Origin of the sequence: Allorhizobium borbori, assembly GCF_014196535.1 — a bacterium.
Taxonomy (GTDB): Bacteria; Pseudomonadota; Alphaproteobacteria; order Rhizobiales; family Rhizobiaceae; genus Ectorhizobium; species Ectorhizobium borbori.
On the sequence record NZ_JACIDU010000002.1, the window covers coordinates 193011 to 209752 of the forward strand.

13 protein-coding genes are annotated in these 16742 nt (G+C 61.7%); 11 read left to right on the forward strand and 2 right to left on the reverse strand.

Annotation, left to right across the window (positions count from 1 at the left end):
- Nucleotides 1-128: 128 nt before the first annotated feature.
- The 9 genes from GGQ66_RS03000 to GGQ66_RS03040 all read left to right on the forward strand — a co-directional run bounded on the left by GGQ66_RS03000 (nucleotide 129) and on the right by GGQ66_RS03040 (nucleotide 11614).
- The gene (locus GGQ66_RS03000; protein ID WP_183789256.1) at nucleotides 129-1934 is read left to right on the forward strand and encodes a M3 family oligoendopeptidase; all 1806 of its coding nucleotides are present in this window, start codon (nucleotides 129-131) and stop codon (nucleotides 1932-1934) included.
- 155 nt (nucleotides 1935-2089) lie between these two features.
- Nucleotides 2090-3019 (forward strand): heme-dependent oxidative N-demethylase family protein, encoded by a 930-nt coding sequence (locus GGQ66_RS03005; protein ID WP_210287167.1) that lies wholly within the window; start codon nucleotides 2090-2092, stop codon nucleotides 3017-3019.
- A gap of 162 nt (nucleotides 3020-3181) precedes the next feature.
- A complete protein-coding gene (locus GGQ66_RS03010; protein ID WP_183789259.1) occupies nucleotides 3182-4624 on the forward strand; it encodes a homospermidine synthase in 1443 nt (480 codons plus the stop codon).
- Between the two features lie 198 nt (nucleotides 4625-4822).
- The gene (gene omp10 / locus GGQ66_RS03015) at nucleotides 4823-5206 is read left to right on the forward strand and encodes an outer membrane lipoprotein Omp10 (RefSeq protein ID WP_183789261.1); all 384 of its coding nucleotides are present in this window, start codon (nucleotides 4823-4825) and stop codon (nucleotides 5204-5206) included.
- 281 nt (nucleotides 5207-5487) lie between these two features.
- A complete protein-coding gene (locus GGQ66_RS03020) occupies nucleotides 5488-7377 on the forward strand; it encodes a 5'-nucleotidase C-terminal domain-containing protein (RefSeq protein ID WP_183789263.1) in 1890 nt (629 codons plus the stop codon).
- A 164-nt stretch (nucleotides 7378-7541) separates the two neighbouring features.
- On the forward strand, nucleotides 7542-8576 hold the full coding sequence (hemH, locus tag GGQ66_RS03025) for a ferrochelatase (RefSeq protein ID WP_183789265.1): 1035 nt from the start codon (nucleotides 7542-7544) through the stop codon (nucleotides 8574-8576).
- A gap of 94 nt (nucleotides 8577-8670) precedes the next feature.
- Complete coding sequence (locus GGQ66_RS03030) at nucleotides 8671-9666, forward strand: SPFH domain-containing protein (protein ID WP_183789267.1); 996 nt, start codon at nucleotides 8671-8673, stop codon at nucleotides 9664-9666.
- Nucleotide 9667: 1 nt separating this feature from the next.
- Nucleotides 9668-10126 carry an NfeD family protein gene (locus GGQ66_RS03035; protein ID WP_183789269.1) on the forward strand — a complete coding sequence of 153 codons (459 nt, stop codon included), beginning with the start codon at nucleotides 9668-9670 and terminating at the stop codon, nucleotides 10124-10126.
- A 90-nt stretch (nucleotides 10127-10216) separates the two neighbouring features.
- Entirely contained in the window at nucleotides 10217-11614 is a 1398-nt protein-coding gene (locus GGQ66_RS03040) for an outer membrane beta-barrel protein (protein ID WP_183789271.1), read from the forward strand.
- Nucleotides 11615-11693: 79 nt separating this feature from the next.
- Here GGQ66_RS03040 and galU read toward each other — a convergent pair whose 3' ends face one another.
- On the reverse strand, nucleotides 11694-12578 hold the full coding sequence (gene galU / locus GGQ66_RS03045; RefSeq protein WP_183789273.1) for a UTP--glucose-1-phosphate uridylyltransferase GalU: 885 nt from the start codon (nucleotides 12576-12578) through the stop codon (nucleotides 11694-11696).
- A 198-nt stretch (nucleotides 12579-12776) separates the two neighbouring features.
- Between galU and GGQ66_RS03050 the strand changes: the two genes are divergently transcribed.
- Entirely contained in the window at nucleotides 12777-13988 is a 1212-nt protein-coding gene (locus tag GGQ66_RS03050) for a lytic murein transglycosylase (protein ID WP_183789275.1), read from the forward strand.
- A 17-nt stretch (nucleotides 13989-14005) separates the two neighbouring features.
- Entirely contained in the window at nucleotides 14006-15202 is a 1197-nt protein-coding gene (locus GGQ66_RS03055) for an SGNH/GDSL hydrolase family protein (protein WP_183789277.1), read from the forward strand.
- A gap of 77 nt (nucleotides 15203-15279) precedes the next feature.
- Here the strand turns inward: GGQ66_RS03055 and GGQ66_RS03060 are convergent, their stop codons facing one another.
- Complete coding sequence (locus GGQ66_RS03060) at nucleotides 15280-16734, reverse strand: glutamate synthase subunit beta (protein WP_183789279.1); 1455 nt, start codon at nucleotides 16732-16734, stop codon at nucleotides 15280-15282.
- Nucleotides 16735-16742: the final 8 nt, after the last annotated feature.

Genomic DNA, 16742 nt, shown 5'->3' on the forward strand with positions numbered 1-16742 from the left:
GCCTGCCACAAAGGCTTGAACATCGGGTTTTGGGAAAGGCTTGCATTTTAACGACCGAGACACCACACAAGGACAATGACGCATGACGCCGTTTCGCCCGACGCGGACGGCCAGCAAGGAGCCGGATCATGTCCTCTGCCACTTCCCCGCTCGGCGAACTGCCCCTCTGGGATCTCACCCACCTCTATCCCTCGGCCACCGCGCCGGAGTTCATCGCAGCGCTGGAGCAGGCCGGGCGCAAGGCCATCGCCTTCGAAGAAAAGTGGAAGGGCAGGCTGGCGGATGCCGCCACGAAGACAGGCGCGGACGGCATTGGCGCGGCTCTTGAGGAATATGAAGCACTATCGGACCTGATGGGCCGCATCGGCTCCTTTGCCGGTCTTGCCTATTATGCGGAGACGACCAGCCCGGAAAAAGGCAAGCTCTTCGGCGATACGCAGGCAAAGCTGACCGACGTCTCCGCGCATCTGCTGTTCTTCACGCTGGAACTGAACCGCATCGACGACGCCGTCATCGCCACCTGCCTGAAGAACGACGCCAGGGCCGCCCATTATGCGCCCTGGGTCGAGGATCTGAAGAAGGACAAGCCCTACCAGCTCGAAGACAAGGTGGAGCAGCTTTTCCTCGAAAAGAGCCAGACGGGCGCCGGCGCCTTCAACCGTCTTTACGATGAAACGCTGGCAAGCCTCACCTTCACCGTCAACGGCGAAACCATGCCACTCGAAGGCGCGCTGACGCTGCTTCAGGATGCCGACCCGGCCAGGCGTGAAGCCGCCGCAGCAGCTCTGACTGCCGTGTTCAAGGACAATCTGCGCCTCTTTACCCTCGTCACCAATACGCTGGCCAAGGACAAGGAAATCTCCGACCGCTGGCGCGGTTTCCAGGATATCGCCGACAGCCGCCATCTGGCCAACCGTGTCGAGCGCGAAGTGGTCGATGCGCTGGCCGCCGCCGTCAAGGCCGCTTATCCGCGCCTTTCGCACCGCTATTACGCGATGAAGGCGAAGTGGCTCGGTCTTGAAAAGCTCAACACCTGGGACCGCAACGCGCCGTTGCCCGAAACGCCCGATGCGGTGATCCCGTGGGCGGATGCGAAGAAGACCGTGCTCGACGCCTATGGCGCCTTTGCGCCGGAAATGGCGGCGATCGCCCGGCGCTTCTTCGATGAGAACTGGATCGATGCACCGGCCCGCCCCGGCAAGGCATCGGGCGCCTTCGCCCATCCGACCGTGCCCTCGGCTCACCCCTATGTTCTCGTCAACTATCTCGGCAAGCCGCGTGACGTGATGACACTGGCGCACGAACTCGGCCACGGCGTCCATCAGGTTCTCGCCGGAGCGCAGGGCGCTCTGATGTGCGACACACCGCTGACGCTTGCCGAAACCGCATCCGTCTTCGGAGAGATGCTTACTTTCCGCGCCCTTCTCGACAGGACGGAAAGCAAGCGCGAGCGCAAGGCGATGCTGGCCCAGAAGGTGGAGGACATGATCAACACGGTCGTGCGCCAGATCGCCTTCTACGAATTCGAACGCAAGGTCCACACCGCCCGCCGCGAAGGCGAACTGACGGCCGATGACATCGGCAAGCTGTGGCTATCGGTGCAGGCCGAGAGCCTCGGCCCGGCCATCGAGATCAAGGATGGCTATGAAGTCTGGTGGACCTACATCCCCCACTTCATCCACTCGCCCTTCTACGTCTACGCCTATGCCTTCGGCGATTGCCTGGTGAACTCGCTCTACGCCGTCTATCGCGATGCCGACGAGGGCTTCCAGCAGAAGTATTTCGAGCTTTTGAAGGCCGGCGGCACCAAGCACCATTCCGAGCTGCTGAAACCCTTCGGCCTCGATGCCACCGATCCGACCTTCTGGGATCGCGGCCTTTCGATGATCGAAGGTCTGATCGACGAACTGGAGGCGCTGGACAGGGAGGCGTAAGCCGCAGCTTGGCCAATGGCACATTTCTCGACGCCCGCACCCGCTGCGGGCGTTTTCGTTTGCGGCGTCCGGAAAGCCGGAACACGCAAAAACAGCGCTTGCCCTGACGCTGTTCGCAGCGCAACATGCCCGAAAAAGACATGGGAACAGCAACAATGGATCAAGGCATTCAAAAGCCGGTTTACACGCCCTTCCGGGGTAACCACAAACCCTTCACCATCGCGACTTCGCCGCTGGATCCCGGTCGCTGGATCGAGCCGGACGAGGAGATCGGCTTTTACCTCAGCGAAAAGCGGGCGCTTGGCGAAACGCACTTCGACACGATCTACAAGGGCGAACCGGAAACGGACGCCGCCCAGCGCGAGGTCTTGAAGGAACTCTCCGACTGGCTGGTTACAAACCGCCCGGATGTGTGGACACGCGACGGCAATCTCATTCATGTCGCGGGCCAGACCGTCGATCTGACGGATGAAAGCCTGCCGCCTATCGTGCGGGCCGGGCTTCTGGTGCAGGACGATCTTGTACTGATGCGGCGCGGTGAGGACGGCTGGCGGATTGCCGCCGCCCATCTTGCCTTCCCGTCCTCCTGGTCGCTGGCAGAAAAGTTCGGCAAGCCGATGGAACAGGTCCATGCCTCCGTGCCGGACTTCAAGGGCGGCACCCGCAACGCCATGCTGATCAACCGCATGTTCGACAACTTCAAGCCCGGCATGCCGGTGAAGCGCTTCAACTGGACGATCAACTGGAGCTATGCCCTTCACCTGCCCGCCACCAAGACCTATGCGCCCAGCGTCGAGGCCCGCCGCGTGCATCCCGGTGAAAGCTTCATTCGCATCGAACGCCAGTCACTGGCCAGAATGCCCGTCTCCGGCGACCTGCTCTTCACGATCCGCATCTATATCGATCCGGTGAAGGCTATGGAGGAGAATCCGGAGCTGGCCCCGGCCGCCCTTTCCCTGGCCGACCAGCTTGAGGGACTGACGCTCGAACAGGCGAATTACAAAGGCTTGACCGAAAAGCGGCCGGAACTCGCCGCCCACCTGCGCGCCATCGCCGCCGCCCATGCCCGGGCTGAAACGGCCTGAGACATTTCGGCGCAAAAATCGCGCTGCACGCAGCCGGACCGCCACTTTATTGTGACGAAGTTTTGTGATCTAGCACTGTCCGGGAAGACATCTTCCCGGCATCGCGCCCAATTCATGAACGAGCCGGACGACCTCGATCCGCCGAAGGAGCAAAACCTTACCATGACCGACCAGACCTACCCGGTTTACGCTGAAATCACCGGCCCGATCGTGATGATCGGTTTCGGCTCCATCGGTCGCGGAACCCTGCCGCTCATCGAACGCCACTTCAAGTACGACAAGAGCCGCCTGATCGTCATCGATCCGCGCAACGATGAAGCCGAACTGCTGGCAAAGCACGGCGTCCGGCACATTCAGGCGCATGTCACCAAGGACAATTACAAGACGCTGCTCAAGCCGCTTCTGACCGAAGGCGAAGGCCAGGGCTTCTGCGTCAACCTGTCGGTGGATACCGGTTCGCTGGACCTGATGAAGCTCTGCCGCAAGCTGGACGTGCTCTACATCGACACCGTGGTCGAGCCGTGGCTGGGCTTCTACTTCGACAAGAGCATGAAGAACGCCGACCGCACCAACTACGCGCTGCGCGAAACCGTTCGCCACGAGAAGAAGAAGAACCCCGGCGGCACGACGGCTGTTTCCACCTGCGGCGCCAATCCGGGCATGGTCTCGTGGTTCGTCAAGCAGGCGCTGGTCAACCTCGCCAACGAAATCGGCGTGGAGTTCACCGAGCCCGCAACGGATGACCGCGACGGCTGGGCGAAGCTGATGAAGAAGGTCGGCGTGAAGGGCGTCCACATCGCCGAACGCGACACCCAGCGCACCATCAATCCGAAGCCGCTCAACGTGTTCTGGAACACCTGGTCGGTGGAAGGCTTCATTTCCGAAGGCCTTCAGCCCGCCGAACTCGGCTGGGGCACCCATGAAAAGTGGATGCCGAAAAACGCCAAGAAGCACAAGAAGGGCTGCAAGGCCGCCATCTATCTGGAACAGCCGGGCGCCAACACCCGTGTTCGCACCTGGTGCCCGACGCCCGGCCCGCAATACGGCTTCCTCGTGACCCATAACGAGTCTATCTCGATTGCCGATTACTTCACGGTCGAAAAGGATGGCGAAGTCGTTTACCGCCCGACCTGCCACTACGCCTATCACCCGGCCAACGACGCCGTGCTTTCGCTGCACGAAATGTTCGGCAATGGTGGCACGGCCCAGCCGGTTCTGCACGTTCTCGACGAGAACGAACTGGTCGATGGCGTCGATGAACTCGGCGTGCTGCTCTACGGCCACGAAAAGAACGCCTACTGGTATGGATCGCGCCTGTCGCTGGAAGAAACCCGCCGCATCGCGCCCTACCAGAACGCCACCGGCCTGCAGGTGACCTCCGCCGTGCTCGCCGGCATGGTGTGGGCGCTGGAAAACCCGAAGGCCGGCATCGTCGAGGCAGACGAAGTGGATTACAAGCGCTGCCTGGAAGTGCAGTCGCCCTATCTCGGCCCGGTCGAAGGTCACTACACCGACTGGACCCCGCTCGAAGGCCGTCCGGGCCTCTTCCCGGAAGACATCGACGAGAAGGACGCCTGGCAGTTCCGCAACATTCTGGTGCGTTGAGCCCCGCAAATAACGCCGGCAGCCGGAGCGACAGCTCCCGTTGCCGGCATATCCGCCAGATCTTTGCGCCAAGACATTTTTGCAACGCCTGCCGATTCATCAACATGTTGCAACCTTGACGACTTGTCATAAGAACGCCCAGTCGGCATGGTCAGAACTGACATGCGTAACGTGCGTGAAGAGTCGCGGGAGAATGCCATGAATATCAGGACGAGCCTCACCCTTTCGCTGGCTGCAGTCGGTCTGTCCGCCTGCGTTTCCGGGCCGCCGCAGGGCCAGTATACCCGCCCCGTTCCCCAGCCGCAGACAGCTTTTTCGCCGGTCGATGGCCAGTGGGCCGATGCCAACGGCATTGTCTCGACCTTCCAGAACGGCGCCTTCTCGACACGCACGACCGATGGCACCAATACGCTGCTGGCTTCCGGCAACTATACCCAGCAGTCCGACCGGCTGTTCGAAATCAACATGACCTCGCTGGTCCGCAAGACCCAGTCGCGCGTCAACTGCGCTTTGGTCACGCCGACACAACTGAATTGTACCTCGGATTCCGGCGGCCAGTTCACCCTGTCGCGCCGCGGCTAACCGCCTGAAAATCATGTCGAACAGAGCAAGCGCCCTTTCGGGGCGCTTTTTCTTTGCAACATGGTCTGCCCCGTGGATTTTGTCCGCCCGATCAAAAAATGTCGGACCTTCCCTCTTGCGATCCAGCGCCCTAAATGGAACCATGCCGCTTCCTAAAGGCGATTGATTTTCGTCTCTGCCCGTCACGGCGGTGAAACATCCTCCCGGTATCAGGCGTTGACCGCCGGGATCGACAATAAGCACGATCGCGGCCAGCGCGGCGTCACGAACAGGAGAACAGGATGCACAGGATCACCAAATTCGCGCTTATCGGCGTTTCCGCGCTCGGCCTTTCCGCGGGCGCCGCGCTTGCCGATTACGAGCTGAACATTCTTCACATCAACGATCTGCACTCGCGCATCGAGCCGATCAACAAGTTCGATTCGACCTGCTCCACCGCCGAGAAGGACAAGAACGAATGCTTCGGCGGCATCGCCCGCGTGAAGGCTGCCATCGATGCCCGCCGCGCGGCGCTTTCCGGCGGTAACATTCTCGTGCTCGATGCCGGTGACCAGTTCCAGGGCTCGCTCTACTACACCAGCTACAAGAGCGCGCCGATTGCGGAATTCATGAACGGCATCGGTTTCGACGCCATGGCCATCGGCAATCACGAATTCGATGACGGTCCGCAGGAACTCGCCAAGTTCATCGACGCGCTCAAGTTCCCGATGATTTCCGGCAACACGCTGGCCGGTCTCGACAGCCCCGTCGCCAACAAGTTCAAGGGCTATATCGTCAAGGATCTCGGTGGCCAGAAGGTTGCCGTCGTCTCCGTTCTCGCAACAGATACCGATGAAACGTCCTCGCCGGGCGACAGCATCCTGTTCGCCGACGAGATTTCCTACCTCAAGGAAGCCGTGAAGGAGATCACCGACGCCGGCGTCAACAAGATCGTGCTGCTCTCCCATGTCGGCTATCTGCGCGACCAGGAAATCGCCAAGGCCGTGGACGGCATCGACGTGATCGTCGGCGGCCACAGCCACACCTACCTTTCCTCCACCGATCCGAAGGCCGCCGGTCCCTATCCGACGCTGGTGAAGGGGCCGAGCGGCGTTGAGGTGCCGATCGTCACCTCCTATGCCTATTCCAAATATCTCGGTGACCTGAAGGTGACCTTCGATGACGCTGGCGTCGTCAAGACCGCCGCCGGTGCGCCGCAACTGCTCGATTCCTCCGTCACGCCCGATGCCGCCTATGAGGCCCGCGTCGCCGAACTCGGCAAGCCGCTGGAAGAACTGCGCAAGAAGGAAATCGGCGCGACAACCGCCACCATCGACGGCACGCGCGACAATTGCCGCGCCCGCGAATGCACCATGGGCAACCTTGTTTCCGATGCGCTGCTCGACCGCGTGAAGGATCAGGGCATCGTGCTCGCCATCCAGAACGGCGGCGGTCTCCGCGCCTCCATCGATGAAGGCACGGTAACGATGGGCGAAGTGCTGACCGTACTGCCCTTCCAGAACTCCATCGCCACCTTCCAGCTCAAGGGTTCGGATGTGGTCGCCGCTCTTGAAAACGGTCTCAGCCAGATCGAGGAAGCCGCCGGACGCTTCCCGCAGGTTGCCGGTCTGAAATATTCCTTCGACCGTTCGAAGCCGGCCGGCAGCCGCGTCGTCTCCGTCGAGGTCAAGGAAGGCGGCGCTTTCAAGCCGCTCGACCCGGAAAAGCTCTACGGCGTCGTGTCCAACAACTACATGCGCTCCGGCGGCGACGGCTACAAGGTCTTCGCCACCAAGGGCGTAAACGCCTATGACTTCGGCCCGAGCCTTGAAGATGCGGTTGCTGCCTATATCACGGCAAACTCGCCCTACAAGCCGGCGCTCGATGGCCGCATCACCGATGCGACACCGGCTGGTTATGTGGCCCCGGCCAAGGAAGCCGCCCCTGCGCCGGCCGCCGCGCCTGCGCCCGCTGCAACCCCTGCACCCGCCGCCACGGCCCCGGCTGCGACACCTGCTCCGGTGGCTGCCGCCTCCGCGAAGCACATCGTCGTAAAGGGTGAATCGCTGTGGAAGATCGCCGAAACCGCCTATGGCGATGGTGGTCTGTGGAAGAAGATCGCCAAGGCCAACAGCCTGAAGAAGCCGAACCTGCTGACGGTTGGCACGGAACTGGAAATCCCGGCAAAATAAGACACTATGTCTCATGTTAAAAAGGCCGGTCCGGGGTTTCCCGGGCCGGCCTTTCTTTTTAAAATGCTTAAAAAAGCAAGGTAGCGCCCGCCCCGGCAATCCGGAGCACAGCTTCAGGCGTTATGCTCCGAAAATGCCTGAATAGAGAAATGGAAGCCCGTCCGATGACCACGATGCCCTCTCCCCTTCCGAGTGACCACCCCCCGGTCAAGTTTGGCCGCGTCGGCGTCCTGCTCGTCAATCTCGGCACGCCGGAGGGCACGGATTACTGGTCCATGCGCCGCTATCTCTCGGAATTCCTTTCCGACAAGCGCGTCATCGAATGGTCGCACCTGTTCTGGCAGCCGATCCTCCAGCTTATCGTGCTCTCCAAGCGGCCGCAGAAGGTCGGCAAGGCCTATGAGGAAATCTGGAACCACGAGAAAAACGAAAGCTTCCTGCTGACCTATACGCGCAACCAGTCCGATCTCCTCGGCGCGGCGCTGAAGGATCTGCCGAACGTGACGGTCGATTGGGCCATGCGCTACGGCAAGCCTTCGATCCAGTCGAAGATGAACGAGCTGAAGGACGCAGGCTGCGAGAAAATCCTGGTCTTCCCGCTTTACCCGCAATATTCGGCACCGACGACTGCGACCGTGAATGACGAAGCTTTCAAGGCGCTGCTCCAGATGCGCTGGCAACCGGCATTGCGCACCGTACCGCCCTATCACGATGACCCCGCCTATATCGAGGCGCTCGCCAACTCCATTCAGGCCAAGCTTGCCACGCTCGACTGGGAGCCGGAAGTGCTGCTCACCTCCTTCCACGGCATTCCCCAATCCTATTTCAAGGGTGGCGACCCCTATCACTGCCAGTGCCACAAGACGGCCCGCCTGCTGCGCGAAAAACTCGGCTGGTCGAAGGAAAAGCTGCAACTGACCTTCCAGTCCCGCTTCGGGCCGGAGGAGTGGCTCCAGCCCTACACCGACAAGACGGTGGAGGAACTGGCGAAGACCGGCGTCAAGAAGCTTGCCATCATCAATCCCGGCTTCGTTTCGGATTGTCTCGAAACCCTTGAGGAAATCGCCGGTGAAGCGGGCGAGATCTTCCTGCACAATGGCGGCGAAAAATTCGCCCACATTCCCTGCCTGAACGATACGCCAGCCGGCATGCGTGTGCTGGAGACTGTCGTCAGGCGCGAATTGCAGGGTTGGGTGTGATAGACTGCGACCAACACGCGAACGAATCGCGCTGCCTGCGCGGTTCATTCAAAAAAATGGTGGCATGAACGCCATCCGCCAAAGGGAGGATGCTATGGAATTCAACGGCTTCGACATATCGGTCCTGACGCTCGTCGGTCTGGTCATCCTCGTCCTCTTTGCCGGCATCAAGACCGTGCCGCAGGGTTTTCGCTACACGATCGAGCGTTTCGGGCGCTACACCCGCACGCTGGAGCCGGGCCTGAACCTCATCATCCCCTTCATCGAGCGCATCGGCGCCAAGCTGAACGTGATGGAGCAGGTGCTGGAAGTGCCGACGCAGGAGGTCATCACCCGCGACAATGCCAGCGTCTCCGCTGATGCCGTGGCCTTCTATCAGGTTCTGAATGCCGCACAGGCGGCCTATCAGGTCGCCAATCTTCAGGAAGCGATTCTCAACCTCACCATGACCAACATCCGTTCGGTCATGGGTTCGATGGACCTCGATGAACTTCTTTCCAACCGCGACCAGATCAATGAACGCCTGCTGCGCGTCGTGGATGAAGCCGTCGGCCCCTGGGGCATCAAGGTCACGCGCGTCGAGATCAAGGACATCCAGCCGCCCGCCGATCTGGTTGATGCGATGGCCCGCCAGATGAAGGCCGAGCGCGAAAAGCGTGCCCAGGTTCTGGAGGCCGAAGGTTTCCGCAACGCCCAGATTCTGAGGGCCGAAGGCGCAAAACAATCCGCCATCCTTCAGGCCGAAGGCCAGCGCGAAGCCGCCTATCGCGAGGCCGAAGCCCGCGAACGTCTGGCAGAAGCCGAAGCCAAGGCCACCCGCCTCGTTTCCGATGCCATCGCCGGCGGCAATGTGCAGGCTGTCAATTATTTCGTGGCGCAGAAATATACCGAAGCGCTCGCCGCCATCGGCACCGCCGGCAATTCCAAGATCGTGCTGATGCCCATGGAAGCCTCGGCGCTTGTGGGTTCGCTCGGCGGTATCGGCGCGATTGCCCGCGAAGTGTTCGGTGCAGACGCCGCACCGGCCGCGCGTGCCTCCGCTCCGCGCTCGACGCCCGCCGTCAATCCCTTCACCCAGCAGGGAGAATAAGATGCTGGCCCGGATCGCCGCAGAACTCGGGCCGTGGAGCTGGTGGGTGGCCGGCATGGTGCTTTTGGCCGCCGAACTCGTCGCACCCGGCGTTTTCCTCGTCTGGATCGGTCTCGGTGCGCTCACCACCGGCGTCCTTTCGCTTCTGTTCTGGGATGCGGGTTTCTGGGTCTGGCAGGTGCAATCGCTTGTCTTCGCCGCCTTTTCTGTCGTCTTTACGCTCATCGGTCGCAAGATCATGCGCGGGCGCGGCGCCGATAGCGACGAACCGCACCTCAACCAGCGCGTGGCAAGTCTTGTCGGCCGCACGGCCACCCTTGAGGAGCCGATCCGCGAAGGTCGCGGCCGCATACGCCTCGACGATACGTGGTGGCCCGTCAACGGCCCGGACCTTCCCGCTGGCACTCGCATCCGCATTGCCGCCGGCCACGGCCGCGACCTGACGGTGGAACCCTTCTGACACCGGAAACGCCGGTTCGAAACCAAACGTTAACCACATGGGTTTACGTTTGGGTAAGCAATTTCGAGCCTGTCAGGACCCGTGTCATCCATGCCCTCTCCGCCCCTTAAAGCACCGGGTCGTGCGCGCCAGAAGCGATTCGCGCTGGCCGTTCTCGCGTGCAGCGCAACGCTTGCGCCGGGCGCACAATCCTTTGCCCAATCCCCGGACACCGGCAGCACCCCGGACGTCGCCGCCCCGCCAGCCTTTGCCTCTGACAACGGCTCCGGCCGTCTGGGGCAGGCCGACAGCACCGTCGAAGGCCGGGTCAACGCCCCAGAAGGACCGGCCGATGGCGCGGGTTCCGCCAACCGCGACGATGGCGAGGCGACGGGCATCCGCTTCGGCAGCTTCGTTCTCAAGCCGTCGCTGACCACCAGCCTCAAGAGCCAGAAGACGACAAGCGGCAGTGAGACGGACAAGCGCAGCTTCGTGGAAACCGGCATTCGCGGTACGATGACCTCCGACTGGTCGCGTCACGAACTCAGCATTGTCGGCGAAGGCCTCTGGCAAAAGAACATCAGCGGCGACATTGCCACAGACCCCGGCGCGAAGATCGATGGCGATCTGCGGCTTGATCTGTCCAACGATACCATCGCCCACATCACCGGCGGTTATGAACTCGGCCGTGAGGATAATACCGATCCGAACGCCGTCAGCGGCGCCAGCGCACAGTCCGATGTCATGACCTTGCGCGGCGGTGCCTCCGTACAGCGTGATCTCGGGCGCATTCGCGGCCTCATCGGCCTCGATGTCGACCGCACCACCTATTCCGACGTGACGCTTTCCAACGGCTCGAAGCTCGATCTGTCCGACCGCGATCGCAATACCGCAACGCTGCGCGGGCGCATCGGTTATGAGCTTTCACCGGCGCTTATACCCTATCTTCAAGCCTCGGTCGGCAAGACCATCTATGACCGCGAGACGGATTTTGACGGTTACCGTCGCTCCTCTTCCAGCTATGCCCTGCGTTCAGGCCTGGAACTCGATCTCGGCGAAAAACTGCGCGGCGAACTTGGCGTCGGTTACGAAAATGTCTCCTATGACGACGCCCGCCTGACATCCATCGGCGCATTGACGCTGGACGGCAAGGCCACCTGGTCGCCCCAGCGCGGAACCGATGTCACCGCAGGCCTTTCCACCTCCGTCGAGGATTCGACCGCGCCCGGCGAAAGCGGCGGCGTCGTCTATCGTTTCAACAGCGAAGTGGCCCACGAACTGCGCGCCGATCTCGTCGCTCGCCTTTCCGGCGCCACGACCTGGCGGCGTTATCCCTCCGGCAGCCTGATCGCCAATGCCACGACCTACGAAGTCGGCGCCGGCATGACCTACAAGATCAACCGCTACCTCGAACTGAACGGTACGGTCGATTACGAATGGACCAGACGCGATGACGGCAGCCGCTCCAGCGACTTGACCGCCGGCGTCGGCCTGACACTGCGACGCTGATCCTCCCAAGCTTCTGCCGACGCAAAAAAGCCCGCGATCATCGGATCGCGGGCTTTTCGTTTTCAGTCATTGCCGGTGCTCAAAGCTTGCCGACGAGGTCCTTGATCTGGGCTTCAACCAGCGGACGGATATCATCGCGCTCCAGGGCGAAGGCGAGATTGGCCATGATGAAGCCGTCCTTCGCACCGGTATCGTAGGTCTTGCCCGCAAACGGGAACGCCGCGAAGTCCTGCCCCTTGGCCAGCGTCAGCATGGCGTCGGTGAGTTGGATTTCATTGCCCGCACCACGCTCCTGCGTGGAAAGAATATCGAAGATTTCCGGCTGCAGAATGTAGCGGCCATTGATGTAGAGATTGGAAGGTGCCGTACCCTTGGCAGGCTTTTCAACCATCTCCGTAATCTTGAAGCCGTTACCGACCTTGTCGCCGATGCCGACGATACCGTATTTGTGGGCCAGTTCCGGATCGCACTCTTCCACGGCGATCACGTTGCCGCCGGACTTCTCGTAGAGATCGACCATGCCGGCCAGGCAACCCTTCTCACCCTTCATGATCATGTCGGGCAGCAGAACCGCGAAAGGCTCGTCGCCGACGATGTCGCGGGCGCACCAGACCGCGTGACCAAGGCCGAGCGGTGCCTGCTGGCGGGTGAAACTGGTGGTGCCGGCAGCCGGCAGGATATCGGCGAGCAGCTTGAGTTCGACCTTCTTGTTGCGTTCGCTCAGAGTGGCTTCAAGCTCGAAATTGATGTCGAAGTAGTCTTCGATTACACTCTTTCCGCGACCGGTCACGAAAATGAGGTGTTCGATTCCGGCCTCAAGGGCCTCTTCAACGACATACTGGAGCACTGGCTTGTCGACGACGGTCATCATTTCCTTCGGAACAGCCTTAGTGGCTGGCAGGAAACGGGTGCCGAGACCGGCAACAGGAAATACGGCTTTACGGATCTTTTTGCTAACTGCCACGAATGCCTCCAGTGCAGAACAGGTTCATTTCTGCGTCATCCCCTCGATAGGGGCAAGTTACTACTTTTTTGCAAAGACCATGGGTCAGTTCAAGCCTTGGTAAAGAATTTGTTGACCGTAACGCGTTAAGTCTAAGCATTCACCGGTGTGATTCATATCGCGCCGAAAATGAACGCAAGAGTAACGGACACGAAGCAGATGACCGGAACCGCAAGATTTGGCCTGAAAAGCCTGATAATCGCTGCCGCCATGGTCCTGGCACCGCTGCCCGCGCTGGCTGATCGCAATTTCCAGGCATGGATCAACAATTTTCAGCCGGTCGCCGCAAAGGCAGGCATCACCCAGAAGACATATAACACCGCTTTCGCAGGGGTCAGCGAGCCCGATCCGGAAGTGCTGCGCAAGGCAACCTACCAGCCTGAATTCACAACGAAGGTCTGGGACTATCTCGACAGCCGGGTCAATCCGCACACGGTTGCCAATGGCCGCAAGATGGCCGCGGAATACAGCCGCCTGCTGGCTGGCATCGAGAAGCGCTTCAACGTCAACCGCTACGTCATCCTCGCCATCTGGTCGATGGAATCGAATTACGGTTCCGTTCTGGAAAACCCGGAACGGCTGCACAGCGTGCCGCGTGCGCTCGCGACGCTCGCTTATGCCGATCCCAAACGGTCGAACTATGCCCAGAAGCAGCTCATCGCCGCGCTGAAAATCCTCCAGTCGGGCGATATCTCGCTCCGGAACCTGACGGGTTCGTGGGCAGGCGCCATGGGCCACACCCAGTTCATCCCCACCAGCTACCTGCTTTACGCCTATGATGCCGACGGTGATGGCAAGCGCGACATCTGGCATTCGGTGCCCGACGCCCTGGCGACGGCGGCAAACCTGCTTTCGAAAAACGGCTGGCAGGGCGGCAAGACCTGGGGCTATGAGACCGTTGTTCCCGCATCCGCGGCCAGGTTTGCCGGCAAGACGAAGACACTCAGCGAATGGGCGGCCCTTGGCCTCGTTCGCCCCAGCGGCAAGCCGTTCCCGCGTGGCGACGAACGCGCGCAGCTCAAGATGATGGGCGGGCCGAACGGTCCGGGCTTCCTGATGATGAAAAACTTCTTCGTCATCAAGAACTACAATGCCTCCGATTCCTATGCGCTGGCGGTCGGCCTTCTGGCCGATGAGATCGCCGGTCACGGGGGCATGCAGCAGCGCTGGCCCCGTCCGGCGGGCTCCATGGACATGAAGGACAAGTTCGAACTCCAGACTCGCATGAAGGCGCTCGGCTATTATAATGGCGAGGTCGATGGTAACTTCGGTTCCGGCTCGAAGGCGGCCATTTCCACGATCCAATCGCGCCTTGGCCTGCCGGCGGACGGAGAACCCTCGCTGCAGCTTCTGGAGAGACTGCGTCGTTAACAACGGAGAAGGCGGGCATGAGGCTTCCGCTGGACAGGATCGACATCGGTGGCGCCCTTCTTCGGGTCAGGCGCACCGCAAGGATTGTCGTTTCGCTGGCCGTCGCCCTGATGCTCGCCATACCATTGACTGCCGGGGCGCAGGAGCGGAAGACCCTGCTCGACATGCTGTTCGGCAAGAAAACCGAGGCGCCGGCGTGGTCGACCTATCCGCCGCCGCCCCCGCCGGTGCAGCGCAATCAGCGCCCGCGCAAGCCCGCCAAACCGGCTGCGGCAACCACTCCCGCCCCTGTGATAGCCGATGCGCCCGTGGAAAAGCGAGCAAATGCCCGGACCGTCCTGGTCGTCGGAGACTTTCTCGCCAACGGCCTTGGCGACGGGCTGATGGAGGCTTTCGCCAACGCGCCCGGCGTGGTGATCACCACAAGGCAAAGCGGTTCCTCCGGCCTTGTCCGCGAGGATTTCTATAATTGGCGGCAGGAACTGCCGGGGATGCTCGATGAAGTGAAGCCGTCCGCCGTCGTCGTCCTGCTTGGCGCCAATGACCGCCAGCAGATCGACCTTCCCGATGGGACGCGAAAGTTCGGCTCCGACGAATGGTTTGCCGAATATGGCCGTCGCAGTGCGGCCCTTGCCACCCTCGTCGAAGGGCGCAAGATACCACTGCTGTGGGTGGGGCTGCCGCCCTTCCAGTCCCCGTCCATGAGCGCCGACGCCGTCAAGCTGAACCTGTTGCTGCGCAAGGCGGCGGAACAGGCGGGCGGCGACTTCATCGACATATGGGACGGTTTTGCCGATGAGGCCGGCAAATTCGTCACCACGGGTTCGGACATCAATGGCAAGCCCGCCCGCCTGCGCGGCACGGATGGCATCGGCCTCAGCAAGGCCGGCAAGCGCAAGCTTGCCTTCTATCTGGAAAAACCGATCAAGGATCTTCTCGGCGGCGATGCCGCACCAATGACCGCGGAAGGGCTGCGCCTGGAAACGAAAGACCTGCCCGGCCTCGGCACACCGGCACCCGCCAACCGTGACCTGCCCGCAAACACCATGCCCGTATCCATCACCGATCCGGCGCTCGATGGCGGCGATGAATTGCTCGGCACCCGTCCCGCTTCCAGGCAATCCGCGCTTTCACCGCGCGATCTGCTGGTCGAGCATGGCGAGATCGCCCCCGCGCCCGCTGGCCGGGCGGACAATGCCCGCTTCACACCCTGACACGCGAGAACCGCGCCCGCGCCTGAAACGGAAAACGGGCCGCGAACGGCCCGTTTTCTCAATTCTGCGATCATCAATCAGCGCGGCAGAACCGAAGCCCCCATCAGAGCCTCGTCGATGGCGCGGGCGGCCTGACGGCCTTCGCGGATGGCCCAGACGACCAGCGACTGGCCGCGACGCACATCACCTGCCGACCACAGCTTGTCCACCGAAGTCTTGTAATCCTCGGTGTTGGCAACGACATTGGTCGAGCCGCGACGGTCGGTGTTAAGCTTCAGCTTGCCTTCGAGATCCTTCAGCACGCTATCCGTGAACGGGCCGGAGAAGCCGATGGCGATGAAGGCGAGATCGGCCTTGATGATGAACTCGGTGCCGGCGATCGGCTTGCGCTTCTCGTCCACCTGGCAGCACTTCACGCCGGTCAACTGACCGTCTTCGCCCACGAACTCAAGCGTTGCCACCTGGAACTCGCGCACCGCACCTTCGGCCTGCGAGGAGGAGGTGCGCATCTTCGTGGCCCAGTAGGGCCAGACAGCGAGCTTGTCTTCCTTTTCCGGCGGCATAGGGCGGATGTCGAGCTGCGTGACCTTAACCGCGCCCTGACGGAACGCCGTACCGACGCAGTCGGACGCGGTATCCCCACCGCCCACGACGACGACATGCTTGCCGCCGGCGAGGATCGGATCGGACGGCCAGCCGACGCTGTCAATGTTTTCGCGACCGACGCGGCGGTTCTGCTGCACCAGATAGGGCATGGCATCATAGACGCCGTGCAGGTCCGCACCGCCGATGCCGGCCGGGCGCGGCGTTTCGGAGCCGCCGCAGTAAAGAACGGCGTCGTATTCGGAAAGCAGCGTTTCCATCTTCACGTCCACGCCGACATTGACGCCGTAGTGGAAAGTGACGCCTTCGCCGCGGATCTGCTCGACGCGACGATCGATGAAGTTCTTCTCCATCTTGAAGTCCGGAATACCGTAGCGCAGCAGGCCGCCGGCCTTGGATTCGCGCTCATAGACGTGAACCTCATGACCCGAGCGGCCAAGCTGCTGGGCAGCCGCAAGACCGGACGGGCCGGACCCGATGATGGCGACCTTCTTGCCGGTGTGGACCGTCGCCGGCTGCGGCACGATGAAGCCGAGTTCATAGGCCTTGTCGGCAATCGCCTGTTCCACCGTCTTGATGGCGACCGGCGCGTCTTCGAGGTTCAGCGTGCAGGCTTCCTCGCAGGGTGCCGGACAAACACGGCCGGTGAATTCCGGGAAGTTGTTGGTCGAATGCAGGTTGCGGATCGCCTCTTCCCAGTTGCCGCTATACACCAGATCGTTCCAGTCCGGGATCTGGTTGTGCACGGGACAGCCGGTCGGGCCGTGGCAATAGGGAATGCCGCAATCCATGCAACGCGCCGATTGCTTCTGCACCTCGGCGTCCGACATCGGAATGGTGAATTCGCGGAAATGGCGGATACGGTCGGAGGCGGGCTGATACTTTGCCACCTGCCGGTCGATTTCCAGAAAACCTGTAACCTTACCCATTTTCGTTC